Origin of the sequence: Paractinoplanes tereljensis, from assembly GCF_016862435.1 — a bacterium.
In the GTDB taxonomy this organism is placed as follows: domain Bacteria; phylum Actinomycetota; class Actinomycetes; order Mycobacteriales; family Micromonosporaceae; genus Actinoplanes; species Actinoplanes tereljensis.
In genome coordinates, this window is the sequence record NZ_BOMY01000044.1 from 133,653 (window position 1) to 157,939 (window position 24,287).

A 24,287-nucleotide genomic window follows, 5' to 3' on the forward strand; every position below is an offset into this window, starting at 1 on the left:
GCCCTAGACGATGGTCCAGGTGTCGGCGGCGTTGAGGAGGTCGTCGAGCATCTCGTCGGGGGTGCCGGTTACCTGGGCCTTGGCGTCTTCCAGCTGCTTCTGGACCAGCTGGTCGTAGGTCGGGCGAATGACGTTCCGGAACACGCCGATCGGGGTGGTGTTCAGGTCGGAACCCGACAGTCGGGACAGGGCGAACGCGTACGCCGGGTCGTCGACCGTGGCGTCGTGGGTCACCGGGGACTCGCCGTCGAGAGCGGCCGATTCGCGCACCGAGAGGCCGAAGGCGCCCGCCGGGTGGACCACCGAGAACTGCTGCTCGCTGCCGAAGGTGATCGGCTTGCCCTGCTCCAGGCGGATCAGGTGGTCGTCGCGGGTGGACGAGTCCTTGATCAGCTCGAAGGCGCCGTCGTTGAAGATGTTGCAGTTCTGGTAGATCTCGACGAACGCGCTGCCCTCGTGTTCGGCCGCCGCGCGCAGCACCGACTGCAGGTGTTTGGCGTCCGAGTCGATGGTGCGGGCGACGAACGATGCCTCGGCGCCCAGTGCCAGCGACAGCGGGTTGAACGGCGAGTCGGCGGACCCGGCCGGCGTCGACTTCGTGATCTTGCCGAGCTCCGACGTGGGAGAGTACTGACCCTTGGTCAGGCCGTAGATCCGGTTGTTGAACAGCAGGATCTTCAGGTTGACGTTGCGCCGCAGGGCGTGGATCAGGTGGTTGCCGCCGATCGAGAGCGCGTCGCCGTCGCCGGTGACCACCCAGACGCTCAGGTCGGGGCGGGACGCCGAGAGGCCGGTGGCGATCGCCGGGGCGCGGCCGTGGATCGAGTGCATCCCGTAGGTGTTCATGTAATACGGGAAGCGTGACGAGCAGCCGATGCCGGAGATGAACACGGTCTTCTCGCGCGGGATGCCCAGCTCGGGCATGAACCGCTGCATGGCGGCGAGGATCGAGTAGTCACCGCAGCCGGGGCACCAGCGGACTTCCTGGTCGGACTTGAAGTCCTTGGCGGTGAGCTTCAGTTCCACCGTCGGGCTAGCCATTCTTGACCACGTCCTCGAGCATGCTTTCCAGCGTCGCGGCGGTGAACGGCAGGCCGCTGATCTGGTTGAACGGAACCGCGTCGACCAGGTACTTCGCCCGGATCACGTGAGCCAGCTGGCCCAGGTTCATCTCCGGGATGATGACCTTGTCGTACGCCTTGAGCACCTCGCCGAGGTTGGCCGGCAGCGGTGCCATGTGCCGCAGGTGGGCCTGGGCGATCGGCAGCCCACGCTGCCGCAGGGCCCGGCAGGCCGCGCCGATCGGGCCGTACGTCGAGCCCCAGCCGAGGACCAGGACGCGGGCGTTCTCGTCGTCGTCCTCGACCTCGATGTCGGGCACCTCGATGGCCTCGATCCGGGCGGCCCGGGTGCGTACCATGAACTCGTGGTTGGCCGGGTCGTACGAGATGTCGCCGGTCTTGTCGGCCTTCTCCAGGCCGCCGATGCGGTGCTCGAGACCCGGCGTGCCGGGAATGGCCCAGGGGCGGGCCAGGGTCGACGGGTCCCGCAGGTAGGGCAGGAAGCGGCCGTCCTCGCCGTTGGGCTCGGTGGCGTACTCCACGGTCAGGTCGGGAAGGTCGTCCGGCGACGGGAGCAGCCACGGCTCGGAGCCGTTGGCCACGTAGTTGTCGGAGAGCAGGATGACCGGCGTGCGGTAGGTCAGCGCGATCCGGGCCGCCTCGATCGCCGCGTGGAAGCAGTCGGACGGCGACTTGGGGGCGATCACCGCGAGCGGTGCCTCGCCGTGCCGCCCGTACAGCGCCATGTTGAGGTCGGCCTGCTCGGTCTTGGTCGGCAGACCGGTGGACGGCCCGGCCCGCTGCACGTCGACGATCACCAGCGGCAGCTCGAGCGCGATGGCCAGCGAGATGGTCTCGCCCTTGAGCGCCACGCCGGGGCCGGAGGTGGTGGTGACCCCGAGGGCACCGCCGTACGAGGCGCCCAGTGCCGCGCCGATCGCCGCGATCTCGTCCTCGGCCTGCATCGTGGTGATGCCGAACTTCTTGTGCTTGGACAGCTCGTGCAGGATGTCCGAGGCCGGGGTGATCGGGTAGGCGCCGAGGAACACCGGCAGCTTGGACCGGACGCCGGCGGCCACCAGCCCGAGCGCGAGCGCCTGGTTGCCGGTGATGTTGCGGTAGGTGCCCGGCCGCATCTTGGCCGGCTTCACCTCATATCGGATCGCGAAGTCTTCGGTGGTCTCGCCGAAGTTCCAACCGGCCTGGAAGGCCGCCTTGTTGGCGGCGACCAGGTCGGGACGCTTGGCGAACTTGCGCTCGAGGAACCGCAGGGTCGACTCGAACGGGCGCGAGTACATCCAGCTGAGCAGGCCGAGCGCGAACATGTTCTTGGCGCGTTCGGCGTCCTTCTTCGAGACGCCGAGGTCGGACAGCGCGCCGACGGTCATCGAGGTCAGCGCGACCGGGTGCACGGCGTAGCCGTCGAGCGACCCGTCGTCGAGCGGGCTGGCGGCATAGCCGACCTTGGCCAGGTTGCGCTTGGTGAACTCGTCGGTGTTGACGATGATGTCGGCGCCGGCCGGCAGGTCGGAGAGGTTGGCCTTGAGCGCGGCGGGGTTCATCGCGACAAGCACGTTGGGCGAGTCGCCCGGCGTGAGGATGTCGTAGTCCGCGAAGTGCACCTGGAAGCTCGACACCCCGGGCAGGGTGCCGGCTGGTGCGCGGATCTCGGCCGGGAAGTTCGGCAACGTCGAGATGTCGTTGCCGAGCTGCGCGGTCTCGGACGTGAACCGGTCACCCGTCAGCTGCATGCCGTCGCCAGAGTCGCCCGCGAACCGGATTACCACCCGGTCCAGCTGTTCGACCCGTTTCGCTCCAGCGGCCACGTTTCCAACCTCCAAGGGGGCGCCGGCCATGCGAGAAAGCACATCGATGGGCCGGCCCGCAGTTGTCACTTCCAGCCTACGTCGGCGCTCCTTACCAGCGGTCGCAAGCCGTTGACCACAGTAGCCAGGCAAGGCATGCCCGTTCCAGAAGAGTCCACCATGCGGCGGGTCGAGCTTGTCACTCGGTCAACTAGGCTGTCGTGGTGGACGGATATCTAGGTTCGTACGCCACGCTCGGGCTGGTCATCGGGGCCGGCGTGCTCGTTTTCGTGGGCGCCTTCGGGGCCAACCGGCTGCTTCGGCCGGCCAACCCGGCGGAGCCGCCCGGCAAGTACATCGCGTACGAAAGCGGCATCGATCCGGTCGGTGGTGACTGGGCGCAGGTCCAGATCCGTTACTACGTATATGCGTACCTTTATGTGCTTTTCGCCGTTGAAGCCGTTTTTCTCTTCCCGTGGGCGGTCGTGTTCGACCGGCCCGGGTTCGGCACCGCCACCGTCACCGAGATGGCGATCTTCGTCGCCGTGCTCGCGCTGGGCATCCTCTACGCCTGGCGTAAGAAGATCCTGACCTGGACCTGATTTATCGGACGGGGTGGCGGGCTCGCGAGCTTGAAGCGGACATGCCAACATCGTCCGCATGGGTCAGCTTCTCCTGTTCATCGTCGTCGCCTTGGTGGTGGCTGCAATCGTCTTCGGTGTGACCGTGATGATGAGCGGAGGCGACTCCGGATTGACACCCATCGAACCCGATGGCAGCGCTGTGCCGCTCCCGACCGACCGACCGCTCGGCGAGGACGACATCGCCGGCACCAAGTTCGACACCACCTTCCGTGGCTACCGGATGTCGCAGGTCGACCAGGCGCTGCAGCGGGCCGCCTACGACATCGGCTACAAGGGTGAGCTGATCAGCGTGCTGGAGGCCGAGGTGACGGCCCTGCGTGACGGTCGCATCGCCGATGCCGACGCGCTCCGCCGGGCCCGCGAGGCCGCGGTGGCAGCGGTCCCGCCCGCGGCGGCCGGCAGCCCGGTGATCGAGCTCGACGTGGTCAAGCCGGACGAGCCGGTCCTCCCGGAGCCGGAGCCCGCGAAGTCCGAACCGGCAGCGGAGCCGCGTTGAGCGGCCCCGACGACGGCCTGGCGGACGCCGCCAGCCCGGGAACCGGCGAGGTGACCGCCACGGTCATCGTCAACGCACCGGCCGCCCGGGTCTTCGCCGCCTTCCTGAACTGGGAGAAGCAGTCCGCCTGGATCCCGTTCACCAAGGTCCGGGTGGTCGAGGGCGACGGCGGCGAGGGCAGCCTGGTCGAGGCGATCACCGCGATCGGTCCCGCGTCGCTGCGCGACGAGATTCGGGTGGTCAAGGTCAACGCGCCGTACGAGGTGCGGGTCGTGCACTGCGGCAAGGTGCTGCGCGGTCCGGGCGCGATGCGCTGCACGGCCATGTCCGGTGACCGCACCCAGGTGGTCCTGCACGAGTGGTTCCACCTGCCGGCCGGCGCCGTCGGGAAGGTCGCCTGGCCGGTGCTCTGGCCCGGCTCGAAGCTGAGCTTCACCGCCGCCCTGCGGAAGTTCGGCCGCCTGGTCGAGCAGGGCAAGTTGCCCTAGCAAAACTGTCAGAGGGTGGCCCTACCGTGGTCGCCATGACAGACGAAATCGGCCTGGTTGTCGGCGCGGACGGCCATGCCCGCTGCTTCTGGGGCGGCAGCACCCCCGACTACGTGGGCTATCACGACACCGAGTGGGGCCGGCCGCTGCGCGGCGACGACGCGCTCTTCGAGCGGATGAGCCTCGAGGCGTTCCAGTCCGGCCTCTCCTGGATCACCATCCTGCGCAAACGTCCGGCGTTCCGGCTCGCGTTCGACGGCTTCCAGATCGACAAGGTGGCCGCCTACTCCGAGGCCGACGCCGTCCGCCTGATGGCCGACGCGGGCATCGTCCGCAACCGGATGAAGGTCGACGCCACCATGCACAACGCCCGGGTCGCCGCCGACCTGGAGGGTGGGCTGTCCGAGCTGCTGTGGTCCTTCGCCCCGGTGCCGCGGCCGCCCCGGCCGGCCACCCGGTCCGACGTGCCGGCCACCACGCCGGAGTCGATCGCCCTGGCCAAGGCGCTCAAGAAACGCGGCTTCAAGTTCGTCGGCCCCACCACGGCCTACGCGTTGATGCAGGCCACGGGCATGGTTGACGACCATCTGGCGGGCTGCTGGGTTGCTCCGATCCACGCGTGATGAGATTGAGCGCATGGCGCAGTGGGCGGTGATCATTCCGGCGGAGCAGTGGGCGACCGAGCGACTTTTCCACAACGAGGTCGTGACGGTGGCGGGCGCGTCGGGTGCGGTGGCACCCGACGACGAGGTGCTGCTGATCGCCGACGACCACGTGGTGGCCCTGGGCCGGGCCGCCAAGACCGAGGGCGACGATCTCACCCTGACCTACCTGCGGCGGCAGTTCGACGCTCCACTGCCCGCTGAGGGCCTCGGCGGGGCCCGTCCGGTGGAGGTCGAGCCCGAGGCGTTCCGCCGCCTGGCCGCCCGGTTGCGCGGCGAGAGCACGGCCGGCCTGCCGACCTGGCTGGTCAGCGTCGCGATGCCGATCGAGGCCGCCACCCCGGCCGACGCGGTCCGGCAGTTCTGGTCGCACGTGCGCGAGCTGGGCCCGGCCGAGCTACCGACCTACGTCTGGCCCACCGGCGACGAGCTGTCCATGCTCGCCTTCGTGCTGGGCGCCGAGGCCAACCAAGACCCGGAAGAAGACGAAGACGAATAGGCCACGGCCCCGCAGCGAGGCTGCAGGGCCGTGGCGCACGACGCCGGCGAGTCGGGCGAGGAACAACCGGCGCCGCGCATTCGGGGGGCCTCCGGCGTGAGCCGGGGTGACCTACTGCGGGATCAACCGCCCAGGCTGGTGGCGGCGGCCGCGATGGTCGACGCGAAGTAGCTGACCTGGGTGTAAACGCCCGGCTTGTTCGGGCGGGCGCAACCGTCGCCCCAGCTCACGATGCCGACCTGCACCAGGCCGCTGGCGCCGGTGCGGAACATCGGGCCACCGGAGTCGCCCTGGCAGGTGTCGACGCCACCGGCGGTGAAGCCGGCGCAGATCTCGTTGCTCGCGATGATCTCGCCGTTGTACATCGAGGAGGAGTTGCAGGTGGCGTCGCTGACGAACGGCACGGTCGCCTTCAGCAGGTAACGCTGCTGGCTGCCGCCCTCGGTCGCGGCGCCCCAGCCGGCGATCGTGAAGTTGCCGGTGTCGTACGTCGAGGACGTGTTGAGCGGCAGCGTGGCCAGGCCGGTCACCGGGCTGGCCAGGCGGATCAGCGCCCAGTCCTTGCCGCTGCCGTTGTAGCCGGGGGCCCGGTAGACGTAGTTCGACTTCCGGGTGATCTTGCTGGTGGAGTTGAGGTCGACCACGCCGAGGGTGGCGGTGATCGAGGTGTTCGTGCCGGTCGAGCCGACGCAGTGCGCCGCCGTCAGCACGATCGTCGAGCTGTACAGGGCGCCACCGCAGCCCATCGACAGCCGCACCATGAACGGGAACTCACCCTGCGTCGCCCGGGTGCCGCCGACGACGTTCGTGGTGGGAACCACCGCGTCGCCGTTACCCGTCGGAGCCGCCGAGGCGGGGGACGCGGTCGCGCCCATCGCCGCCGCGGTAAGCACGGCAACCGCCGTGCCCACCAGAATCCGCCACCTGACCATGTAGGTCCTCCCAAGGGGAATGCACGTCCGGTAGGACGCGTCGGGAGGAGCCTATGAATAGATGCCCGTAAATGTGACGATCCCAAAACCGTCATAACACTTGTATCAACGACCGTCGAAGCTAGGTTTCTGCTTGGCCAGGAAGGAGGCGACGGCGGCCTTGTGGTCGGCCGTCGCGCCGCAGATCGCCTGGGCCTGGGCCTCGGCCGCGAGGGCGTCGGACAGCGTGCCGGCGTCGCCGATGGACAGCTCCCGCTTGATCGCGCCGTAGGCCACCGTGGGACCGGCGGCGAGCCGCGCGGCCAGCGCCTGCGCCGTGGTCAGAACCTGCTCGTCGTCGTCCAGAAGCTGGGAGAGCAGGCCGATCTCGTACGCCCGCTGGGCCCGCACCGGCTCGGCCAGCAGCAGCAGCTCGACCGCCCGGGCGTGCCCGACGATCCGCGGCAGCGACCAGGAAACCCCGCTGTCGCCGGCCAGGCCGACGTTGGCGAACGCCATCAGGAAGCCGGTCGACGGCCCGCCGATCCGGAAGTCGGCCAGCAGCGACAGTGATGCCCCGGCGCCCGCCGCCATCCCGCGCACCGCAGCCACCACCGGTTTCGGCATGCTGGACAGCCGCTGCGCGATCGGGTTGTAGTGCGTCCGCACGGTGTCCAGGTCGGTGTGGCCCGACTCCAGCAGCTCGGCGTGCTCACGCAGGTCCTGCCCGACACAGAAGCCGCGGCCCGCGCCGGCCAGCACGATCGCCCGGCAGCTGCGGTCGGTCTCCAGCGCGGCGAGGGTGTCCCGCAGTGCCACCTTGAGGTCGACGTCGAGGGCGTTCATCGCGTCGGGCCGGTTGAGCGTGAGGGTGACGACCGCGTCAGTGCGGTCGACGAGCAGCGAGTCCGTCATGTATCCGAGAATCCCACACGGCTGCCCCTACCGGCCGATTGCAGGCAGCGTTCCACGTAGCGGTCGGCGGCCGGTCGCAGCCGGGCCGAGTGCCGGTCGAAGAAGCCGGCCGCGCTCGCCCCGGGCCAGCGCGGCGGCAGCAGCGACGGGGGCAGTTGGGGGTCGCGGAACAGGAACGAGCGCCAGGCGTGCACCAGCCGGAACCGGGCCGCGTACGCCTCCTCGTCGCTGCTGCGGGTGTTCACCGCGATGACCACCGGACGCAGGTCGGAAACGAACGCCTCGTAGGAGCGGGCGAGCTCGGACAGGTCCCAGGCCCGGCCGACCACCTCGGCGGCCCCGGGCGAGCCGGCCGCGTGGGCCGCGCTGAACCGTTCGTAGCCGATTCCGGCGTCGACCAGGACGGTGTCGACCTCCTCGGCGGCCCGCGGAGCGACCCAGGCATGATCACCGAGTGATCCGTAGCCGAGGAACGCCAGCCGGTTGGCCTCCCGCTTCGGCAATGGGCCGTGCAGCAGGACGAGATCGAACCGTCCGTCCCATCCGTTCCGGCCGGTTCGGTAGATCCGGGCCGCCGCCTCGTCCAACCGGCGTGCGGCCTTCGGGGTGAGCAGATAGCCCGGTCCGGAGACCAGTCGCAGGGGATGCAGCCAGCCTTGGCGGACCATCCGGGACACCGCGGTGCGGACCGCGGGCGGGGCGATGCCGAGCGGCGCAAGCAGTCTGACCAGGGCGGCAACCGGCGCGCGCCCGCCTCGGGGGCGGAGATAGTCGCCGTACAGGTCGAAGAGTGCCGACCGCGCCTGCATGACCGCACATTGTGACAGCCCAAAAGGCGATATGCTAGACGCTGTCACATCCGCGCGGGCTGGGTTTGGGTTCGCCGGTGTTCATCAGGGAAAATGTTTGATCGGCACGGTGGGCCGGGTCGCGTCAGCACGCGAAATGGCCCTCGGCCGCCGGTCGGATATACGAGTTAGCACGGCACGTGGGGCTGAGCACGTGACGTTGAGTAGTGGCTGTGGGGTAACCCACCGACACCCTGATGTGGGTCTGAGGGGAGACGAAATGGCGGCGATGAAGCCGCGGACGGGCGATGGTCCGCTGGAGGTCACCAAGGAGGGACGAGGCATCGTCATGCGCGTCCCGCTGGAAGGTGGTGGCCGTCTCGTCGTTGAGATGACTCCGGACGAGGCCAACGCGCTGGGTGACGCGTTGAAGTCGATCGCCGGCTGACGTTTCACGCGAGCCCGCCGGTACGGTACCGCCCGTACCGGCGGGCTTTCCACGTCTTCGAGAAAGGTCACGCTCTCGTGTTTCCGATCAGGCTGACCGACCATCTCGACGACGACCGAACGTGGGTCGTACCGATCGCCGTCTCGGGCCCACTGTCGCACGACGGAGGCGAACTGGCGGCCGAAATCGCCGCGCTGGCCGACGGCATGGAAAAAGCTGGAGAAATCCGGATATTTCCGAGGCCACTCCGCCGGCCGGCGAAGGTGTTGCTGGTCGGTATCGGCGCTGGTGACGACGCCGGCTGGCGAGCCGCCGGCGCGGCGGTGAGCCGCGCGGCCGAGGACGACGAGCCGTTGCAGGTCATCGACGCCCCAACCGAGGTGCGGGCCCTGGCCGAGGGCCTCTGGCTGGGCGGCTATCGCTACCGCGACGGCCGCGAGGAGCCCCGATCGGCTCCGGTCGACCTGGTGGTCACCGACCCCGATGAGTACGCAGCGGGCCTGGCCCGAGCACAGGTCACGGCCCGGGCCGTCTGGCTCGCGCGCGACCTCGGCAACACCCCGTCCTCGCTCAAGAACCCGGACTGGCTGGCCGAGGAGATCGTCGGCGCGGCCGCGAAGCGTACGGATGTCACCGTCCGCGTCCGCAGCGGCGCCGAGCTGGAGCGTTTCGGTGGCCTGCGCGCCGTCGGCGGCGCCTCGGTGTTCCCGCCCTGCCTGGTCGAGCTGAGCCGGCACCCGGCCGGCGCCACCAAGCACGTGGTGCTGATCGGCAAGGGCATCACGTTCGACTCCGGCGGCATCTCGATCAAGACCCGGCCCGGCATGAAGACCATGAAGATCGACATGGCCGGTGCGGCCGCGGTGGCGGCGGCCACGCTGGGCGCGTCCGACCTGGACCTTCCGGTACGGGTGACGGCACTGCTCCCGCTGGCCGAGAACGCGGTCGGGGCGGACGCCTACCGGCCCGGTGACGTGATCACCCACTACGACGGCACCACCAGCGAGTCCACCAACTCCGACGCCGAAGGGCGGCTGGTGCTGGCCGACGCGCTCGGTTACGCGGTCGCCGAGCTGGACCCCGACGTGATCATCGACCTGGCCACCCTGACCGGGGCCAGCGTGATCGCGCTGGGCACTCACCTCGCCGCCCTGTTCAGCCACGACGACGAACTGGCCGGGGCGCTCACCGCGGCCGGGGCGAGCGCCGGCGAGGCGATGTGGCGGATGCCGCTGCCCGACGACTACCGCGAATACCTGCGCTCCGAGATCGCCGACCGGCACAGTTCGCCCACCCAGGGCGCCGGTGCCGTGGTCGCCGCGCTCTACCTGCGCGAGTTCCTCGGCGACAAGGTCTCGGCCTGGGCTCATCTCGACATGGCCGCGCCGAGCTGGGCCGACGAGACCGAGCTCGACCTGACCCGGGGCGCCACCGGATGGGGTGCCCGCACCCTGCTGCGTTACCTGGAGACGGTCAGCGCTTCACCGCGGTGAGCAGGCCGGCCCCGGACGGGATCACCGCCGGGATCCACTCCTCCGACTCGCGCACGATCCGCACCGTCTCGCGGATGGTCAGTGTGTCCACGTCCCGGGCGGCCGGGTCACTGATCCGGCCGCCGGCCATCGCGCCGTTGACCACCAGCACCCCGCCCGGGCGCAGCAGCCGCAGGGCCGCCTCCGCGCAGGCGGTGAACTCGGTGGCGTCGGCGTCGACGAAGACCAGGTCGTACACGCCGTCGGCGAGCCGGGGCAGGACGTCGAGGGCCCGGCCGGTGATGATCCGGGTGCGGGACGGGGCGAAACCGGCCTCCACGAAGATCCGCCGGGCGATCCGCTGGTGCTCGTTCTCCACGTCGATGGTGGTGAGCACGCCGTCCGTCCGCATCCCGCGGAGCAGCCAGATGCCGCTGACCCCGGCGCCGGTGCCGATCTCCACCACCGCCTTGGCGTTGCCCGCGGCCGCCAGCAGGCGCAGCACCGACCCGGCGGCCGGGGTGACGCTGTCCAGGCCGAGCTCGTGAGCCAGGCTGCGGGCGGTCTGCAGCACCACGTCCTCGCTGGCGTACGCCTCGGCGAAGTCCTGCGCAGCGGAATGGTGCGGCTGAGGACGAATTGACGGGACGATGACGACCTCCGGGCGGCGGAGACGTGCGGAACTCGCGCACATCGGATATGAGAGTAGAGCGACGCTCTTCGTGGCCGCACCGGGCGGTCGATGGGATAAACAGGCCGGGGCCGAGTGGTGTCGAGGATCCGTGTCATTCTGGAGGGGGAGCCGGGCTCCTGAGGGATGTTGAGGGAGGCACCGACGTGACCGACGGCTGGAACGCGCGCTCCGCTCCGCCGCCTGCCGCAGGTCAGGGCCCATCGCCTTGGTGGTCCGACGCGCTGGCCGATCCGTGGCGTGATCCGTACGCTCCGGCGCACGTGGTGGTGCCGACCGCGCGGGAGAGCACCGGTCCTGCCCCCGAGGCGGTCGTCGACCCCGACGCGCCCCGCCGCTCGCTCGCTCCGGTCCTGCTGATCTGCCTGGTCACCGCCCTGCTGGCGGGTGGTCTGGGCGGCACCCTGGGCTTCGTCTTCGCGGTGCGCGGTGGCCTGGCCAACGGCACCGGCAGCCAGCTCGGTTCGGCCGGGCAGGACGCACCGGCCGCCGCCAACCGGGCCCCCGAGTCGAACGCCGGCATCGTCAAGAAGGTGCTGCCGAGCGTCGTCACGGTCCGGGTCACCGGCGCGATCGGCTCCGGCTTCATCGTCTCCGACGACGGTTACGTGATCACCAACGACCACGTGGTCGAAGGCGCCGACGACAAGACCATGTCGGTGTCGTTCAGCGACGGCTCGACCGCCGCGGCCAAGCTGGTCGGCCGTGATCCGGAGTCCGACATCGCCGTGATCAAGGTCGCAAAGTCCAACGTCACCCCGGTCGCGCTCGGCGACTCGGACGCGATCGCGGTCGGCGACCCGGTGTTCGCCTTCGGCTCGCCGCTGGCCCTGGTCAATACCGTGACCTCGGGCATCGTGAGCGCGCTGGACCGCACCATCCAGGCCGGCGACCCGGGCGGCACCACGCGCTATTACGCGGCCATCCAGACCGACGCCGCGGTCAACCAGGGCAACTCCGGCGGCCCGCTGGTCAACGCGGCCGGCCAGGTCGTCGGGGTCAACTCGGTGATCCGCTCGGTGAGCGGCACCGAGACCGAGGCCGGCAACATCGGCCTGGCCTTCGCGATCCCGATCAACCAGGCCAAGCGGATCGCCGGCGACATCATCGACCACGGCAAGGCCCGCCGAACGGTGATCGGCGCCGAGGTGGCCACCGGCACCAACACCGGGGGCGGCGCCCGGCTGCGGTCGGTCGACCCGGCTGGTCCGGCCGGCGCGGCCGGTCTCAAGGCCGGTGACGTGGTCACCAAGCTCGACAACCATCCGCTCGAGGACGGCACCGACCTGATCGCCCTGGTCCGTAAGTACGCCCCGGGCGCGGTGGTCCCGGTGGAGTACCGCCGGGGCACCAAGACCCAGAGTGCCTCTGTGACACTCGCCGCCGACTCCAACTGATCACCCGGCGGGGGTGTGGATCCATAGTGAGCGTGCGTAGGCTGGCAGCCGGGAAACTCAGAGAGGCCGCCTCATGTTCGAAAATCTGAACTGGTGGGAGATCGGCGCGCTGCTGATGCTGGCGCTGCTGATCTTCGGTGAGCGTCTGCCCAAGGTGATCGGCGACGGCCTGCGCATGCTGCGTGGCCTGCGCGCCATGGCGCAAAATGCCACCACCGACCTGAACCGGGAGCTCGGCACCGACCTCCAGCTTCAGGACCTGCACCCCAAGGCGTTCATTCGCAAGCACATCCTCAGCGAGGAAGAGGAGGCGTCGCTCCGCAAGCCGCTGCAGGGCCTCTTCGACGATGTGAAGAACGACCTGACCGGCGTGAAGAACGACCTCTCCGAGGTGGCCGCGGCGGCCGACATCAAGAAGCCCGCCACTCCGGCCGCGTCCAGCGCGGTGGAGAAGCGGGCTCCCGGGTTCGACCTCGACGCGACCTAGCCCTTACGGGCGGTCACCAGCAGGCCCAGCGGCTTGCCGACCAGTGAGTCCCGCCGCACGGCCAGCCGGTCGGCCACCCCGTCCAGCGCCTTCGCCGCCGGTGCCGACGGGTCGGCCAGCACGATCGGGTTGCCGGCGTCGCCGGCCTCGCGCACTCGGGTGTCCAGCGGGATCTGCCCGAGCAGCGGCACCGAGGCACCCACGGTCTTGGTCAGCGAGTCGGCCACGGCCTGACCACCGCCGCTGCCGAAGACCTCCATCCGAGAGCCGTCCGGCAACTCCAGCCAGGACATGTTCTCCACGACGCCGACCAGGCGCTGGTGGGTCTGCAGCGCGATCGCGCCGGCCCGCTCGGCCACCTCGGCGGCGGCCTCCTGCGGGGTGGTGACGACCAGGATCTCGGCGTTCGGCAGTAGCTGGGCCAGCGAGATGGCCACGTCGCCGGTGCCCGGCGGCAGGTCGAGCAGCAGTACGTCCAGGTCGCCCCAGTAGACGTCGGCCAGGAACTGCTGCAGCGCCCGGTGCAGCATCGGCCCGCGCCACACCACTGCCGCGTTACCGGCGGTGAACATGCCGATCGAGATCACCTTCACGCCGTGTGACTGTGGCGGCATGATCATTTCTTCGACACGGGTGGGCCGGCCCTCCACGCCCAGCATCCGCGGGACCGAGTGACCGTAGATGTCCGCGTCGACCACGCCGACCGCCAGACCGCGCTTGGCCAGGGCCGCCGCCAGGTTCACGGTGACACTCGACTTGCCGACCCCGCCCTTGCCGCTGGCCACCGCGTACACCCTCGTGCGGGAGCCGGGCTGGGCAAACGGAATGACCGGTTCGGCGGTCGCGGAACCACCGCGCAGCGTGGTTTGCAGCGCTTTGCGCTGCTCTTCCGACATCACCCCGAAGTCGACCGACACCGTGGTGATCCCGGGGATCTTGGTAAGCGCGGCGGTGATGTCGTTGTTGAGCTTGTCGCGCAGCGGGCAGCCGGCCACGGTGAGGAGCAACTCGACCTTGACGGTGCCGTCGGCGACGGTGAAGCCCTTGACCATGCCGAGGTCGGTGATCGGGCGGCGGATCTCGGGGTCGTCGACGGTCGCGAGTGCGGTCTGAATCGCGTCCTCGAGCGTCGGTGCAGGAGCGGACATGTCGTCGATGCTACTGCTCAGTCAGGACCGCTCCGCTCCCCACTCCTTGCGATCCTCCTCCCACTCCGAGCGGGCCCGCTTCTCCCGTCGGTGGGCGGCTTCGTCCAGCTCATCGGCCAGCCGGGCGAGTTCGTTGCGGAGGAAGTCGCGGGTGGCCACCTCACCCAGCGCGATGCGCAGCGAGGCGATCTCCCGGGCCAGGTATTCGGTGTCGGCCTTCTGCATCGCGGCCCGGCGCCGGTCTTCCTCCATGGTCAGGCGGTCCCGGTCGGCCTGCCGGTTCTGCGCGAGCAGGATCAGCGGCGCGGCATAGGAGGCCTGCAAAGACAAGATCAAAGTCAGAAACGTGAAGGTGTACGGGTCGAACTGCAGCTTCGCCGGGGCCAGAATGTTCCACAGGAACCAGGCCGCGATCACCAGCGTCATCCACACGATGAACTGGGCAGTTCCCATGTACCGGGCGATGTTCTCCGACCACTGCCCGAACGACTCCGGGTTGAACCGGGGCAACCGCACCCGGCCCGGCTCCACCGGTTGATCGAGCCGGTCCCGGCGCGGCTCGGCGCTCATAGCTGCACCCCGTCCTCGGCCTCGGCGTCCGCGGCGTCCCGGTCCCGCCAGTCGCGCGGCAGCGAGTGGTCGAGCACGTCGTCGACCGTCACCGCACCGAGCAGCCGGTGCGTGTTGTCCACCACCGGCATGGCCACCAGGTCGTACGTCGCCATCCGCTTGGTTATCTCGCCCAGCGAGATAGTCGGTCGCAGCGGTTCCAGGTCGTTGTCGACGATGCCGCCGAGGATCGACGCGGGCGGTTCGCGCAGCAGCCGCTGAAAGTGCACCATGCCCAGGTACTTACCCGTGGGAGTGGCCGACGGCGCCCGCGCCACGAAAACCTGGGCGGCCACCACCGGGGACAGCTCCGGCTCGCGGATGCGGGCTAGCGCCTCGGCCACCGTCGCGTCCGGCGTCATGATCACCGGCTCCGAGGTCATCACCGCGCCGGCCGTGTTCGGCTGGTAGCTCATCAACTGCCGGACCGGGGCGGCCTCCTCCGGTTCCATCAGGTCGAGCAACACGGTCTGTTCCGTCTTGGGCAGCTCGGCGAGCAGGTCGGCGGCGTCGTCCGGGTCCATCCGCTCGAGCACGTCGGCGGCCCGCTCCCGGTCCAGCCGGGACAGGATCTCGACCTGGTCGTGCTCGGGCAACTCCTCCAGCACGTCGGCCAGCTTGCGGTCGCTCAGCGCCGCCGCCACCTCGTTGCGCCGGGCGTCCGGCAGGTCCTGCAGGGCGTTCGCCATGTCGGCCGGGCGCATCGGTTCCAGCAGGGCCAGCAGGTTGGAGGTGCCCTGGGTGTCGGTCGGGCCGAACAGGTTGCGGACCCGCTCGAACTCGGCCTGGAAGACATGCCCGCGCCGGGCCAGCCGCCCGGTGTGCTCGCGGACGGCGACCCGGGTGACCAGCCATTCGTTGTTCCGGTTCAGGTCCATGCCGATGTCCACCACGTTGCCCGGGGTGCCGTGCCCGTCGCCGGTCTCCGGCATCACCGTGACCCGGCGGTCCAGCAGTTCCTCGACCACAAGCAGTTCGTTCGGCCGCTTCTCGAATCGGCGCAGGTTGAGCGTGCCGGTGCTGAGCACGACCGCCTCGGAGTCCATCGAGATGACCCGGCCGATCGGCAGGAAGATGCGCCGGCGCAGCGCCATCTCGGCGACCAGCCCCACCACCTGCGGTGGCCGGTTGGTGGTGCGCAGCCGGACCACGGCGTCCCGGACGCGGCCGACCCGATCGCCGTTGGGGTCGAAAACACCCAGGCCGGCGAGCCGGGCCAGATAAACCCTCGTCCCCATGGTCACAGGCCCAGCCTAGGTTAGGGTCCGGACATGTCCACCTTGGCGTACGAGATCGTCGACGTGTTCACTGATCGCCCATTCGCCGGAAACCCGCTGGCTGTGGTCTATGGCGCCGATGATCTGGCCGGTGACCAGATGCACGCCCTGGCCCGGGAGTTCAACCTTTCGGAGACGGTCTTCGTTCTCCCGCCCACCCAGCCGGGTGCCACCTACCGGGCCCGGATCTTCACCCCCGAGTCGGAGCTGCCGTTCGCCGGTCACCCCAGCGTCGGTGCGGCGGTCACCTCGATGCGACGTGGCGATTTCCCGGCCGGGAAGGTCGTGCAGGAGTGCGGCGCCGGGCTGCTCTCGATCGACGTGCGGGAATCCGGGACGGCCACGCTGACCGGCGGCGAGCCGACGCTCGGCGAGCCGCAGGACGCGGCCCCGCTGCTCGCGATGGCCGGCCTCGCGGGGGACGCGCTGGCTGCCCCACGTTCCGCCGGGTGCGGCTTGAGCTGGCTTTTCGTTCCGGTACGCCGTGAGCAGTTGGCGTCCGTACGCCTCGAATTGGCCGCGGCCGAACGCCTGGCCGTCACCGATGTCTGTTTTTTCGCCTGGTCGCCGGAGTCACGCGAAGCGCACTCCCGGGTCCTGATCGCGGGCAGCGCGGTGCCCGAGGACCCGGCGACCGGTTCGGCCGCCCTCGGCCTCGGCGTGTGGCTGGTCGCCACCGGCTGGCTCCCGCCGGACGGCACCACCGACTACCGGATCCACCAGGGTTACGAGATGAAGCGCCCGTCCCTGCTGGAGTGCACGGTCACCGCGGTCGACGGCCGCGCCGTCGCGGCCACCGTGACCGGCCACGTCTGCCCGATCGCCCGCGGCGAGATCGCGGTCCCGCCCTTCGTCGGTTAGGGCTTCCGCACCCGGTGCAACCGGAACGGGCGGCGCGTCTCGTTCCGGGCCGGCGTCTCCCGCGGGGTGTCGGCGCCCGAATCGGCCGGCAGGTTGGGCGCGGTGACCGGGACGTCCGGCTCGGACGGGGTCAGGCGGACCACGGCGCAGCCCGCGGCGGCCCAGCGGGTGACCAACTCGCCGAACGTGCCGGTGGCGTTGAGCCGCTTCTGCGCCAGTTGCGGCGCGATCGTCTCCCACTCCTCGGAGCCCGGCGCCAGGCGGGTCACCGTCATGTCGCTGACCACGATCAGGCCGCCGGTGTCGCCGCGCAGGCGCACCGTCGCCGTCGCCGCCTCGGCCAGGCCCGGCGCGGACTGCTCGCCGGGCCCGGTCACCAGGATCAGCGACCCCTCCAGCGGCATGCACCAGAGCCCGAGCGCCGGCCCGTCTCCCACCGAGACCCAGGCCAGCGCCGCCTTCTTGAGTGCCTCTTCCAAGACCGCTGACGTCACCGCGACAGGTTACTTCGTCGCCATCGCCGTCGGGGCGGGCTGGAGCGTGTCGATCAGGCTGACCACCTCGGTCAGCGATCGCACGGTCCGCCCGGCGAAGTTGGTGTCCGCGTCGAACACCAGGTGATTCGCCAGGTCCGGCGCGGCCAGCCGGACCGGCGTCATGCCGACCGCGGCGGCGCCGGTCAGCTCATGGCTGCCGCCATCGCCGACATAAAGACATTCGGCGGGAAGAACATCAAGCTCATCGCAGGCCGCCAGGTAGATCTGCGGGTCCGGCTTGCAGACCCCGAGGCGTACGGAATAGATCTTGGCGTCGAGCAGTGGGGCGACCGGCATGCTCGGCAGGAAGGCCGGCAGTTCGTGCGTGCAGTCGCTGATCACCGCGGTGGCCAGGCCGCGCCGGCGGATCGCGGTCAGCGCGCTCACCGCGTCGTACCGCAGGCGGGTGTCGGCCTTCAGCGCGCTGATCCGGGCCGGGACACCGGCTCGCACCTGGGCCGGTCGGGGGCGGCCGCCCGCCTGCTCGATGACCCACCGTAGGGTGGCTTCCGCGTTGCCGTACCGGCCCCGGGCCCGCGCCCGGAAGGTGCGGTCGAGCACGCCGAGCACCGCTTCCGGATCGACGCCGAGGGAGCGGGCGATCTCGGCGTGCTGGGGTCCGCGCTGGACCGCGCGGGTCAGCGTGCCAAAAAAGTCAAACACGACCGCACGGTATGCGGGCATGGTAAATCAGCCTCCCGGGCATCGGATGGTCAAAAAGGGTCAGGACACCGCGGTGACTGTAGTCGCGGCGTCACTCTCCGCTCAATAGCGATAGATGAATGTGCTGAACAACTCTGCAAGAAGCGACGGCCGGGGATGAATGCGCGCTCACCGCGCGTTCTGACCGCGTTGTCCCTGGTCGTAGCGGTTCTGGCGGTCTCCTCGTCGGCTCCGCTCATCGCCTTCGCGGCAGCCCCTGCCATCGCCATCGCGTTCTGGCGCAACGGGCTGGCCGCGGTCGTGCTGACTCCGGTCACGCTCGGCCCCCGCCGCCGGGAGTTGCGCGGCGCCACCCGCCGCGCGGTGACCTTCGGCCTGCTGGCCGGGGTGGCCCTGGCCGCGCACTTCGTCACCTGGATGCCGAGCGTCCAGCTGGGCTCGGTGGCGACGGCGACGGCGCTGGTGGCCACCCAGCCGGTGTGGCAGGGCCTGATCGCCCTCGGGCAGGGTCGCCGGCCGTCGACCGCCGGTTGGCTCGGCATCGGGCTGGCGGTGGCCGGTGCGGTCTGGGCCACCGGCGCGGACGTGGGCGTCTCCCGGCAGGCGGTGCTGGCCGACGTGCTGGCCCTGCTCGGCGGGATGGCGGCCGCGGTCTACACGGCGCTCGGCGAGCAGGCCCGGGCCACGTTGAGCACCACGACGTACACCTGGATCTGTTACGGCACCTGCGCGGCCCTGCTCCTGCTGGTCTGCGTGATCGCGGGCATCGACCTGACCGGTTACGACACCTCGACCTGGGCCGCCATCCTGGCGCTGGTGGTGGGGGCCCAACTGTTGGGCCACTCGATGTTCAACTACGCCCTGCACCACACCTCGGCCACCACGGTGAGCGTCCTGATCCTTCTCGAAGTCCCCGGTGCGGCCCTGCTGGCCTGGCTGTGGCTGGGCCAGCAACCCCGGGGCGCCGCCCTGCCGGGCCTGGCCCTGCTCCTGGCCGGCGTGTTCGTCGTCATCCTCGGCGCCGCCCGTTCTCCGGCCGTTTTGTCCGGTACGGCGGGTCGCTCGTTGAACTGACGGGCCCGCTGGTTGGCGGCGGCCACCGGGGCGGGGTAGAGAAGGGGCATGCAATGCATCGCGATCGATTCCGGATCTGGCCGGGCCTGGTGCTCGGGATCGCTCTCGTGATCGGCGGGTGCGGCGATCCCGGCGACGGCGAGGTCGTCGACGCGCCGGGTCTCACCGGTGGCTGGGCCACCGCCGGGTGCGGGGTGGCGCGCACCCCCGAGCACGTCACGGTCGGCGGGGTCGTGATGCCGACCACACCGCCCAGGCTGGAATCCGTGATGAACCGGATCGAGCAGGTCGGCCGCACCCAGTTCCCGGACAGCTACGCCGGCCTCGAGGTCGAGCAGGAACTGGTGCGGGCCGTGGTCTACCGGGTGCCGTCGGCCGAGTTCGACGACTTCATCCGCAAGACCGCCGAGGACGCATGCATCCTCGTGCGGGACGCCGCGCACTCCGCGGTCAGCCTGGCCGTCTGGCACGACCGGGTGGTCGCCGACCTGCCGTTCTGGAGCCACCAGGGAGTCCCCATCGTCAGCATCGGGGCCCGGCACGACGGCACCGCCGTGGAGATCGGCACCCGAGATGTCACCAAGGCCCGCACCGCCCTGCTGGGCCGCTACGGCAGCCGGGCGCCGCTGATGTTCGTCTCGGCCGACCCGGTTCGCCCGCTACCGTCCCCGACCAGCCGGATTGCGCCGCCACCCGGTTCGTGACGGGTCATCGGTCAGGAGAAATTGCCGCCGGCCACGGCGTAGATCACGATGGCCGCGACGCCCAGTCCGACCAGCGCGGTCACGATCCAGCCGACGATGATGCCGGCCAGAGCCATGCCGGCACCGCCCGAACCGTCGCGGGCGATGCGCTTGCGGGCCACGTGCCCGAGGATCGCGCCGACGATGCCGAGAATCGCCCCGAAGCCGTAGAAGCACAGGCCCAGCACGGCCGCGCACGACACCACCAGCGACGCGATGGCCAGGCCCTCGGTCTGCTGCGGCGGCGGATATCCGTACGGATTGACCGGCGGCGGTAGATACGGCGCGGGCGCGGGCTGCTGGTAGTAGCCGGCCGGCGCGTACGGGTCCGGCGCCGGCGGCGTGTACGGGTCCGGCGGCGGGGGATTCGAGCCGGGCGGCTGGTAGGGCTGATAGGGGTCGGTCATCGTGGCCTCCGTGCGACTGGTGCGGAGGTCACTGTAAACAAGCAGGTCTCGTACGTCGCGCGTGCGCCACGGGGGTGCGATGTTTGCCCTGACTCAACGGACGGGGCAGGATCGCTCGCATGGTCTTCGACGCCCGCTCCAGCAGCGGAAGCCGTTCCCGGCGCGACGCCACCCGCCCCTCGGCGGGCCGGCGGCCGCGCACCGGCGCTACCGAGAGTTCCGAGTCGCCGGCGGCGACCGAGGCCGGCGAACCGGATGAAGCACCGGTGACGCTGCGGCTCGACGGGAAGGTCGCGCTGGTCACCGGCGCTGGCAGTCCCGACGGCATCGGCTATGCGACGGCCCGGCGGCTGCGCGACATCGGAGCCCGGGTCGCGATCGTGTCGACCACCCGGCGCATCCACGAGCGGGCCGCCGAGCTGGGCGTCACCGGGTTCGTGGCTGATCTGACCGACGAGGCCGAGGTGGGTGCGCTCGCCGACGCGATCACCGACCAGCTCGGTGACGTCGAGGTGCTTGTCAACAACGCGGGCCTGGCCAGCCGGGCCTCGCCCGAGGTGCTGCGCCCGGTGTCGCAGCTCACCTACGACGAGTGGAAGGCGGAGATCGACCGGAACCTCAGCACCGCGTTCCTGTGCAGCCGCGCCTTCCAGGGCGCGATGGCCGAGGGCGGCTGGGGCCGGATCGTGAACCTCGCGGCCACCGCCGGGGCGATCAACGCGCTGCCGACCGAGGCCGCGTACGCGGCGGCGAAGGCCGGCGTGGTCGGGCTGACCCGGGCCCTCGCGATGGAGCTGGTCGCCGACGGCGTCAACGTCAACTGCGTCGCCCCGGGCACGATCTACACGGCGGCGTCCACGGTGACGGAAATCAAACAAGGCTTGGGTACGCCGATCGGCCGTCCCGGAACACCGGACGAGGTCGCCGCCGCGATCGCGTTCCTCTGCTCGCCGGCCGCCTCGTACATCACCGGCCAGATGCTCGTCGTGGACGGCGGCAACAGCGTGCGGGAGGCGGAGTTCCGCTGACGATCCTTGAGGGCCGGTGAATTGACCCGGCCCTCACCTGCGGATCAGTACGTGGTGGTCGCGCCGTTGCCGACCGCCACGGCGATGATGATCACGTAGCCGATGCACACCAGCACACCGAGCCCGGTGAAGATGTAGCCCAGCCAGAGACCGGCCGTGGCCAGGCCTTCGCCCTGCTCACCGGTCTGCCGGATCTGCTTCTTGGCCAGGTGACCGAGGACGATCGCGGCCGGCGAGAAGACGAACGCGAACACCAGCGCCAGGATCGCGAGCGTGTTGGTGCTGGCGACCGGGACGTAGACCGGCTGACCGTACGGTCCGGGCTGACCGTAGCCACCCGGCTGGCCGTAGGGGCCGGGCTGCTGGCCATAGGCGTTCGGCGGCGGCCCGTAAGCGTTCGGCTGCGCGTAGGGATCCGGCTGGCCTTGCTGGTAGGGCTGGCCGCTCGTCGGGGGCGGCGGGTAACCGGGCTGACCACTGACCGGCGGCTCGGGCGGAGCGTTGTACGGAGTGGTGGGATCGGCCGGCTGCCCGTACGGCTGCGAGGGCTGATATGGGTCCGGCGCACCGCCGGACGGGGGGTATGTCATGAGGACCTCTCCATCGTTTCCCGGCACCGTACTAGGACCGGTGTCGGATCGGAGGCCGGGTCGCAGCGTTCGTGTGTCTCAGATCCGTCAAGACAGCCTGGTCAGATTGCCCACCGCGCGCTCGACGGCCAGGCATCGATCCTCGACGTAGTCGATGCCCGCCTCCTCGGCGAGCCGCCGGCCCTCGGCCGAGACGATGCCGCTCTGCAGCCACACCGCCGGCGCTTTGATGGCGATGGCCTGCCGAACCACCGCGACCGCGTCCCGCGCCGGCCGGAACACGTCGACCAGGTCGATCGGCTCGTCGATATCGGCCAGCGTCGGAACCGCCTTCACCCCGAAGACCTCGTCGGCGAACGGGTTGACCGGGATGATCCGCCAGCCGTGCCGAAGCATCTGCCGAGGCACGGTGTGCGCCGCCTTGAACGGGTCACGCGAGGCACCCACCACGGCGATGACGCGGGCTTCAGCCAGGATCTGCTGTGCATCCCTCATGCCATCGACTGTAGCCATCCCGGCGGCGCCCTCCGCGGCGCCCAGCGGCGTCCCTCGCGGCGCTCACAGCAGCGTCAGCTGGCGGGGTGGGACGGCGGCGCGCTCGCCCGGATCTTCGCCGACGTCGCGGATCTGGACCGGGTCGGGGCGGTGCAGGCCGTGCCGGCGGGCCGCCAGCCGGACCCGGGCGCCGATCTCGGCCTGATAGGTCTTCGGGAGGTAGGAACCGGAGCCGTAGAGATCGCGATAGCGCGGGGCCAACTCGGGGTGGGTGCGGGTGAGCCACGAGGCGAACCACTCCCGGGCGCCCGGGCGCAGGTGCAGCGGGATCGGCGTGACGCTGGTGGCACCGGCCGCGGCGATGGCGGCCACCGTCTGTTCGATGGACTCGTCGGTGTCGGTCAGCCCGGGCAGGATCGGTGCCATCAGCACGCCGACCGGGAAACCGGCATCGGTGAGCCGTCGCACCACCTCGAGCCGCCGTCGCGGGCTCGGCGTGCCGGACTCGACCGCCCGCCACACCGTCTCTTCGACGAACCCGACCGAGACCGCGAGCCCGACCCGGGTCACCTCGGCCGCCTGTTTGAGCAGCTCGAGGTCGCGCAGGATGAGCGTGCCCTTGGTGAGGATCGAGAACGGGTTGGCGTGGTCGCGCAGGGCGGCCAGGATTTCCGGCATCAGCCGATAGCGGCCCTCGGCGCGCTGGTAGACGTCGACATTGGTGCCCATCGCGATGGCGGCACCCGACCAGGGCGGCGCGGCCAGCTCCCGGCGGATCAGCTCGCCCGCGTTCACCTTGACAACGATCTTGGTGTCGAAGTCGTGGCCGGCGTCCAGGTCGAGGTAGGTGTGCGTGTTGCGGGCGAAGCAGTTGTGGCTGACCACGCCGTCGGCGATGAAGTCGCCGGTGCCGGTGGAGATGTCGAACAGCGGCAGGGTGAGCCCGAGCTCCTCGATGTCGGCCACCGCCAGCTCGCGGTTGCTGCGCACGCCGACCCCGGAGGCGTCGAGCGGCGCGCCGGCCGCGCCGGTGAGGTGCCGGAAGCGCAGCGCCGCCCACAGGTCGCGGTCGATCTCGACGGTGGCCGAGCCGCCGGGCCGGGTGCGGACCGGGGCCCGGCTGGGCAGGCCGAGCTGGGTGAGCGAGTCGACCACCCGGCGCAGGAACAGCTGGTCGCCGCTGGTGAAGGTGATCGCGAGCCGGTCGGCGTGGCCGGTGGAGCCGAACGCGCCGGCCAGGAAGCCCCGGAGCCAGCCGCCGTTGGGCTGCTCGGGCCAGCGCAGCGCCTCGTGCAGCGGGATGTCTTCCAGGTAGGTGTCGGCGCGCACCCAGGCGTCGCCCTCCCGGGCCGCGCGACCGCCGGCGGCGTCTCCCCGCACCAGGCCGCACAGGAAGCCGGCCTGGTAGTCGGGGGACTCCTTGGGCGGCTCGGCGAAGTGGCCGACCCCGAACATCAGGTCGCCGACGGCGAGGGCCGGCAGATGCGGCTCGGCCGGGCTGACGTGCCGCCAGCCGCGGTCGGTGAGAAACCGGTGATCGCCGCTGGCGACCAGCCGGGTGCCGTCGGCCAGGGTGACCCGGAAGGCCGGTTTCCGCGTCTCCCAGTGGTCGAGGACGGTGGTGGGCACGTAGCGCCGGCAGGCGCCGGCGCCCATCGTGCCCATGATCGCGTCACCGGTGCGCAGCTCGGCGAGGGGGCGGGTGGTGCCGTCGGCCATCAGGATCGGGGTTTCCCCGGCCAGGCAGTAGGAGCACGAGTGCGAGCAGCCGCGGTAGGGATTGACTGTCCACTCGAAGGGCACCCGCGACTGACCCGGAACCCGGTTGATCAGGCTCTTCGCCTGGATCTCGTAGAAGGTCATCCCGGCGAAGCCGGGGGTGTCGAAGGTGCGGACGGTGGCGCCGGGCAGCGCCAGCGGCAGGGGTGGAGCCGCCGGCGCTGCCCTGTCAAGGAGCGAGTCGCCGTCGTGGGGAGCCGACAGGTTGGACCATCGCATGGCGAGAATTCGAACACATGTTCGATCTCGTTGTCCACCCGATGCGCGGCGTGTTCTGGAAAGAAAAACGGCCCGCGGACCGATGCGGTCCGCG

Annotated in this window: 28 protein-coding genes; 13 read left to right on the forward strand and 15 right to left on the reverse strand. The window is 70.6% G+C overall.

Annotation, left to right across the window (positions count from 1 at the left end; translation table 11 throughout):
* Window positions 1–3: 3 nt before the first annotated feature.
* Both Ate02nite_RS34985 and Ate02nite_RS34990 read right to left on the reverse strand, forming a co-directional pair.
* Window positions 4–1,041, reverse strand: a complete 1,038-nt coding sequence (locus Ate02nite_RS34985) for a 2-oxoacid:ferredoxin oxidoreductase subunit beta (protein WP_203812173.1) — start codon at window positions 1,039–1,041, stop codon at window positions 4–6.
* Entirely contained in the window at window positions 1,034–2,917 is a 1,884-nt protein-coding gene (locus tag Ate02nite_RS34990; RefSeq protein WP_203812174.1) for a 2-oxoacid:acceptor oxidoreductase subunit alpha, read from the reverse strand. Before Ate02nite_RS34990 ends, Ate02nite_RS34985 begins: the two co-directional genes overlap by 8 nt.
* Before the next feature lie 173 nt (window positions 2,918–3,090).
* Here Ate02nite_RS34990 and ndhC point away from each other — a divergent pair, with 173 nt between their 5' ends.
* From ndhC to Ate02nite_RS35015, 5 genes are read left to right on the forward strand one after another with little or no spacing between them, the layout of a single operon-like run.
* On the forward strand, window positions 3,091–3,468 hold the full coding sequence (ndhC, locus tag Ate02nite_RS34995) for an NADH-quinone oxidoreductase subunit A (protein WP_203812175.1): 378 nt from the start codon (window positions 3,091–3,093) through the stop codon (window positions 3,466–3,468).
* Window positions 3,469–3,526: 58 nt separating this feature from the next.
* Window positions 3,527–4,006, forward strand: a complete 480-nt coding sequence (locus tag Ate02nite_RS35000) for a DivIVA domain-containing protein (RefSeq protein WP_203812176.1) — start codon at window positions 3,527–3,529, stop codon at window positions 4,004–4,006.
* Window positions 4,003–4,494 carry an SRPBCC family protein gene (locus Ate02nite_RS35005; RefSeq protein WP_203812177.1) on the forward strand — a complete coding sequence of 164 codons (492 nt, stop codon included), beginning with the start codon at window positions 4,003–4,005 and terminating at the stop codon, window positions 4,492–4,494. The genes Ate02nite_RS35000 and Ate02nite_RS35005 overlap by 4 nt, the downstream gene beginning before the upstream one ends.
* Before the next feature lie 35 nt (window positions 4,495–4,529).
* Window positions 4,530–5,117, forward strand: a complete 588-nt coding sequence (locus Ate02nite_RS35010) for a DNA-3-methyladenine glycosylase I (protein ID WP_203812178.1) — start codon at window positions 4,530–4,532, stop codon at window positions 5,115–5,117.
* 13 nt (window positions 5,118–5,130) lie between these two features.
* Window positions 5,131–5,655, forward strand: a complete 525-nt coding sequence (locus Ate02nite_RS35015) for a hypothetical protein (RefSeq protein ID WP_203812179.1) — start codon at window positions 5,131–5,133, stop codon at window positions 5,653–5,655.
* A 122-nt stretch (window positions 5,656–5,777) separates the two neighbouring features.
* Here Ate02nite_RS35015 and Ate02nite_RS35020 read toward each other — a convergent pair whose 3' ends face one another.
* The 3 genes from Ate02nite_RS35020 to Ate02nite_RS35030 form a co-directional block, all read right to left on the reverse strand.
* A complete protein-coding gene (locus Ate02nite_RS35020; RefSeq protein WP_203812180.1) occupies window positions 5,778–6,587 on the reverse strand; it encodes a S1 family peptidase in 810 nt (269 codons plus the stop codon).
* Between the two features lie 105 nt (window positions 6,588–6,692).
* A complete protein-coding gene (locus Ate02nite_RS35025; protein ID WP_203812181.1) occupies window positions 6,693–7,481 on the reverse strand; it encodes an enoyl-CoA hydratase-related protein in 789 nt (262 codons plus the stop codon).
* Window positions 7,478–8,290: a PaaX family transcriptional regulator gene (locus Ate02nite_RS35030; RefSeq protein WP_203812182.1), complete on the reverse strand. Its 813-nt coding sequence runs from the start codon at window positions 8,288–8,290 to the stop codon at window positions 7,478–7,480. The genes Ate02nite_RS35025 and Ate02nite_RS35030 overlap by 4 nt, the downstream gene beginning before the upstream one ends.
* A gap of 259 nt (window positions 8,291–8,549) precedes the next feature.
* On the opposite strand from Ate02nite_RS35030, the gene Ate02nite_RS35035 reads away from it, so the two are divergent.
* A complete protein-coding gene (locus Ate02nite_RS35035; RefSeq protein ID WP_014447667.1) occupies window positions 8,550–8,717 on the forward strand; it encodes a DUF3117 domain-containing protein in 168 nt (55 codons plus the stop codon).
* A 77-nt stretch (window positions 8,718–8,794) separates the two neighbouring features.
* Entirely contained in the window at window positions 8,795–10,210 is a 1,416-nt protein-coding gene (locus Ate02nite_RS35040) for a leucyl aminopeptidase family protein (RefSeq protein WP_203812183.1), read from the forward strand.
* Here Ate02nite_RS35040 and Ate02nite_RS35045 read toward each other — a convergent pair.
* Window positions 10,191–10,763, reverse strand: a complete 573-nt coding sequence (locus Ate02nite_RS35045; RefSeq protein WP_239147947.1) for an O-methyltransferase — start codon at window positions 10,761–10,763, stop codon at window positions 10,191–10,193. The genes Ate02nite_RS35040 and Ate02nite_RS35045 overlap by 20 nt on opposite strands.
* A gap of 263 nt (window positions 10,764–11,026) precedes the next feature.
* Here Ate02nite_RS35045 and Ate02nite_RS35050 point away from each other — a divergent pair, with 263 nt between their 5' ends.
* Window positions 11,027–12,277, forward strand: coding sequence for a S1C family serine protease (locus Ate02nite_RS35050; protein ID WP_239147940.1), 1,251 nt, complete (start codon window positions 11,027–11,029; stop codon window positions 12,275–12,277).
* A gap of 73 nt (window positions 12,278–12,350) precedes the next feature.
* Complete coding sequence (locus Ate02nite_RS35055; protein ID WP_203812186.1) at window positions 12,351–12,764, forward strand: twin-arginine translocase TatA/TatE family subunit; 414 nt, start codon at window positions 12,351–12,353, stop codon at window positions 12,762–12,764.
* On the opposite strand, the gene Ate02nite_RS35060 is transcribed toward Ate02nite_RS35055, so the two are convergent.
* The 3 genes from Ate02nite_RS35060 to Ate02nite_RS35070 are packed head-to-tail and all read right to left on the reverse strand — an operon-like array spanning window position 12,761 to window position 15,759.
* The gene (locus tag Ate02nite_RS35060; RefSeq protein ID WP_203812187.1) at window positions 12,761–13,912 is read right to left on the reverse strand and encodes an Mrp/NBP35 family ATP-binding protein; all 1,152 of its coding nucleotides are present in this window, start codon (window positions 13,910–13,912) and stop codon (window positions 12,761–12,763) included. The two genes, Ate02nite_RS35055 and Ate02nite_RS35060, sit on opposite strands and share 4 nt — an antisense overlap.
* 21 nt (window positions 13,913–13,933) lie before the next feature.
* Entirely contained in the window at window positions 13,934–14,482 is a 549-nt protein-coding gene (locus tag Ate02nite_RS35065) for a DUF1003 domain-containing protein (RefSeq protein ID WP_203812188.1), read from the reverse strand.
* Window positions 14,479–15,759, reverse strand: a complete 1,281-nt coding sequence (locus Ate02nite_RS35070; protein ID WP_438871290.1) for a magnesium transporter MgtE N-terminal domain-containing protein — start codon at window positions 15,757–15,759, stop codon at window positions 14,479–14,481. Before Ate02nite_RS35070 ends, Ate02nite_RS35065 begins: the two co-directional genes overlap by 4 nt.
* Before the next feature lie 33 nt (window positions 15,760–15,792).
* Between Ate02nite_RS35070 and Ate02nite_RS35075 the strand changes: the two genes are divergently transcribed.
* Window positions 15,793–16,659: a PhzF family phenazine biosynthesis protein gene (locus Ate02nite_RS35075; protein WP_203812190.1), complete on the forward strand. Its 867-nt coding sequence runs from the start codon at window positions 15,793–15,795 to the stop codon at window positions 16,657–16,659.
* Here the strand turns inward: Ate02nite_RS35075 and Ate02nite_RS35080 are convergent.
* Together Ate02nite_RS35080 and Ate02nite_RS35085 are read right to left on the reverse strand one after the other, a co-directional pair.
* Window positions 16,656–17,153, reverse strand: a complete 498-nt coding sequence (locus tag Ate02nite_RS35080) for a hypothetical protein (protein WP_203812191.1) — start codon at window positions 17,151–17,153, stop codon at window positions 16,656–16,658. The two genes, Ate02nite_RS35075 and Ate02nite_RS35080, sit on opposite strands and share 4 nt — an antisense overlap.
* A 9-nt stretch (window positions 17,154–17,162) precedes the next feature.
* A complete protein-coding gene (locus Ate02nite_RS35085) occupies window positions 17,163–17,879 on the reverse strand; it encodes an HAD family hydrolase (protein ID WP_203812192.1) in 717 nt (238 codons plus the stop codon).
* 135 nt (window positions 17,880–18,014) lie between these two features.
* Here Ate02nite_RS35085 and Ate02nite_RS35090 point away from each other — a divergent pair, with 135 nt between their 5' ends.
* Entirely contained in the window at window positions 18,015–18,932 is a 918-nt protein-coding gene (locus Ate02nite_RS35090; protein WP_203812193.1) for a DMT family transporter, read from the forward strand.
* 53 nt (window positions 18,933–18,985) lie between these two features.
* Entirely contained in the window at window positions 18,986–19,636 is a 651-nt protein-coding gene (locus Ate02nite_RS35095; protein ID WP_203812194.1) for a hypothetical protein, read from the forward strand.
* An 11-nt stretch (window positions 19,637–19,647) separates the two neighbouring features.
* On the opposite strand, the gene Ate02nite_RS35100 is transcribed toward Ate02nite_RS35095, so the two are convergent.
* A complete protein-coding gene (locus Ate02nite_RS35100) occupies window positions 19,648–20,082 on the reverse strand; it encodes a DUF4190 domain-containing protein (protein ID WP_203812195.1) in 435 nt (144 codons plus the stop codon).
* A gap of 119 nt (window positions 20,083–20,201) precedes the next feature.
* Between Ate02nite_RS35100 and Ate02nite_RS35105 the strand changes: the two genes are divergently transcribed.
* Window positions 20,202–21,110 (forward strand): SDR family NAD(P)-dependent oxidoreductase, encoded by a 909-nt coding sequence (locus tag Ate02nite_RS35105; RefSeq protein WP_203812196.1) that lies wholly within the window; start codon window positions 20,202–20,204, stop codon window positions 21,108–21,110.
* A gap of 44 nt (window positions 21,111–21,154) precedes the next feature.
* On the opposite strand, the gene Ate02nite_RS35110 is transcribed toward Ate02nite_RS35105, so the two are convergent.
* From Ate02nite_RS35110 to Ate02nite_RS35120, 3 genes are all read right to left on the reverse strand, one after another.
* Window positions 21,155–21,700: a DUF4190 domain-containing protein gene (locus Ate02nite_RS35110; RefSeq protein ID WP_203812197.1), complete on the reverse strand. Its 546-nt coding sequence runs from the start codon at window positions 21,698–21,700 to the stop codon at window positions 21,155–21,157.
* An 87-nt stretch (window positions 21,701–21,787) separates the two neighbouring features.
* On the reverse strand, window positions 21,788–22,195 hold the full coding sequence (locus Ate02nite_RS35115; RefSeq protein ID WP_203812198.1) for a CoA-binding protein: 408 nt from the start codon (window positions 22,193–22,195) through the stop codon (window positions 21,788–21,790).
* 63 nt (window positions 22,196–22,258) lie between these two features.
* Window positions 22,259–24,193 (reverse strand): intein-containing Rv2578c family radical SAM protein, encoded by a 1,935-nt coding sequence (locus tag Ate02nite_RS35120; RefSeq protein ID WP_203812199.1) that lies wholly within the window; start codon window positions 24,191–24,193, stop codon window positions 22,259–22,261.
* Between the last annotated feature and the right edge of the window lie 94 nt (window positions 24,194–24,287).

What these genes read in the sequence shown, in the direction of transcription:
- Ate02nite_RS34985 (WP_203812173.1), bottom strand. Translation starts at nt 1,041, where the DNA reads ATGGCTAGCCCGACGGTGGAACTGAAGCTCACCGCCAAGGACTTCAAG.
- Ate02nite_RS34990 (WP_203812174.1), bottom strand. Translation starts at nt 2,917, where the DNA reads ATGGCCGGCGCCCCCTTGGAGGTTGGAAACGTGGCCGCTGGAGCGAAA.
- Ate02nite_RS35000 (WP_203812176.1), top strand. Translation starts at nt 3,527, where the DNA reads ATGGGTCAGCTTCTCCTGTTCATCGTCGTCGCCTTGGTGGTGGCTGCA.
- Ate02nite_RS35010 (WP_203812178.1), top strand. Translation starts at nt 4,530, where the DNA reads ATGACAGACGAAATCGGCCTGGTTGTCGGCGCGGACGGCCATGCCCGC.
- Ate02nite_RS35015 (WP_203812179.1), top strand. Translation starts at nt 5,131, where the DNA reads ATGGCGCAGTGGGCGGTGATCATTCCGGCGGAGCAGTGGGCGACCGAG.
- Ate02nite_RS35020 (WP_203812180.1), bottom strand. Translation starts at nt 6,587, where the DNA reads ATGGTCAGGTGGCGGATTCTGGTGGGCACGGCGGTTGCCGTGCTTACC.
- Ate02nite_RS35025 (WP_203812181.1), bottom strand. Translation starts at nt 7,481, where the DNA reads ATGACGGACTCGCTGCTCGTCGACCGCACTGACGCGGTCGTCACCCTC.
- Ate02nite_RS35030 (WP_203812182.1), bottom strand. Translation starts at nt 8,290, where the DNA reads ATGCAGGCGCGGTCGGCACTCTTCGACCTGTACGGCGACTATCTCCGC.
- Ate02nite_RS35035 (WP_014447667.1), top strand. Translation starts at nt 8,550, where the DNA reads ATGGCGGCGATGAAGCCGCGGACGGGCGATGGTCCGCTGGAGGTCACC.
- Ate02nite_RS35055 (WP_203812186.1), top strand. Translation starts at nt 12,351, where the DNA reads ATGTTCGAAAATCTGAACTGGTGGGAGATCGGCGCGCTGCTGATGCTG.
- Ate02nite_RS35060 (WP_203812187.1), bottom strand. Translation starts at nt 13,912, where the DNA reads ATGTCCGCTCCTGCACCGACGCTCGAGGACGCGATTCAGACCGCACTC.
- Ate02nite_RS35065 (WP_203812188.1), bottom strand. Translation starts at nt 14,482, where the DNA reads ATGAGCGCCGAGCCGCGCCGGGACCGGCTCGATCAACCGGTGGAGCCG.
- Ate02nite_RS35070 (WP_438871290.1), bottom strand. Translation starts at nt 15,759, where the DNA reads ATGGGGACGAGGGTTTATCTGGCCCGGCTCGCCGGCCTGGGTGTTTTC.
- Ate02nite_RS35075 (WP_203812190.1), top strand. Translation starts at nt 15,793, where the DNA reads ATGTCCACCTTGGCGTACGAGATCGTCGACGTGTTCACTGATCGCCCA.
- Ate02nite_RS35085 (WP_203812192.1), bottom strand. Translation starts at nt 17,879, where the DNA reads ATGCCCGCATACCGTGCGGTCGTGTTTGACTTTTTTGGCACGCTGACC.
- Ate02nite_RS35090 (WP_203812193.1), top strand. Translation starts at nt 18,015, where the DNA reads ATGAATGCGCGCTCACCGCGCGTTCTGACCGCGTTGTCCCTGGTCGTA.
- Ate02nite_RS35095 (WP_203812194.1), top strand. Translation starts at nt 18,986, where the DNA reads ATGCATCGCGATCGATTCCGGATCTGGCCGGGCCTGGTGCTCGGGATC.
- Ate02nite_RS35100 (WP_203812195.1), bottom strand. Translation starts at nt 20,082, where the DNA reads ATGACCGACCCCTATCAGCCCTACCAGCCGCCCGGCTCGAATCCCCCG.
- Ate02nite_RS35105 (WP_203812196.1), top strand. Translation starts at nt 20,202, where the DNA reads ATGGTCTTCGACGCCCGCTCCAGCAGCGGAAGCCGTTCCCGGCGCGAC.
- Ate02nite_RS35110 (WP_203812197.1), bottom strand. Translation starts at nt 21,700, where the DNA reads ATGACATACCCCCCGTCCGGCGGTGCGCCGGACCCATATCAGCCCTCG.
- Ate02nite_RS35115 (WP_203812198.1), bottom strand. Translation starts at nt 22,195, where the DNA reads ATGAGGGATGCACAGCAGATCCTGGCTGAAGCCCGCGTCATCGCCGTG.
- Ate02nite_RS35120 (WP_203812199.1), bottom strand. Translation starts at nt 24,193, where the DNA reads ATGCGATGGTCCAACCTGTCGGCTCCCCACGACGGCGACTCGCTCCTT.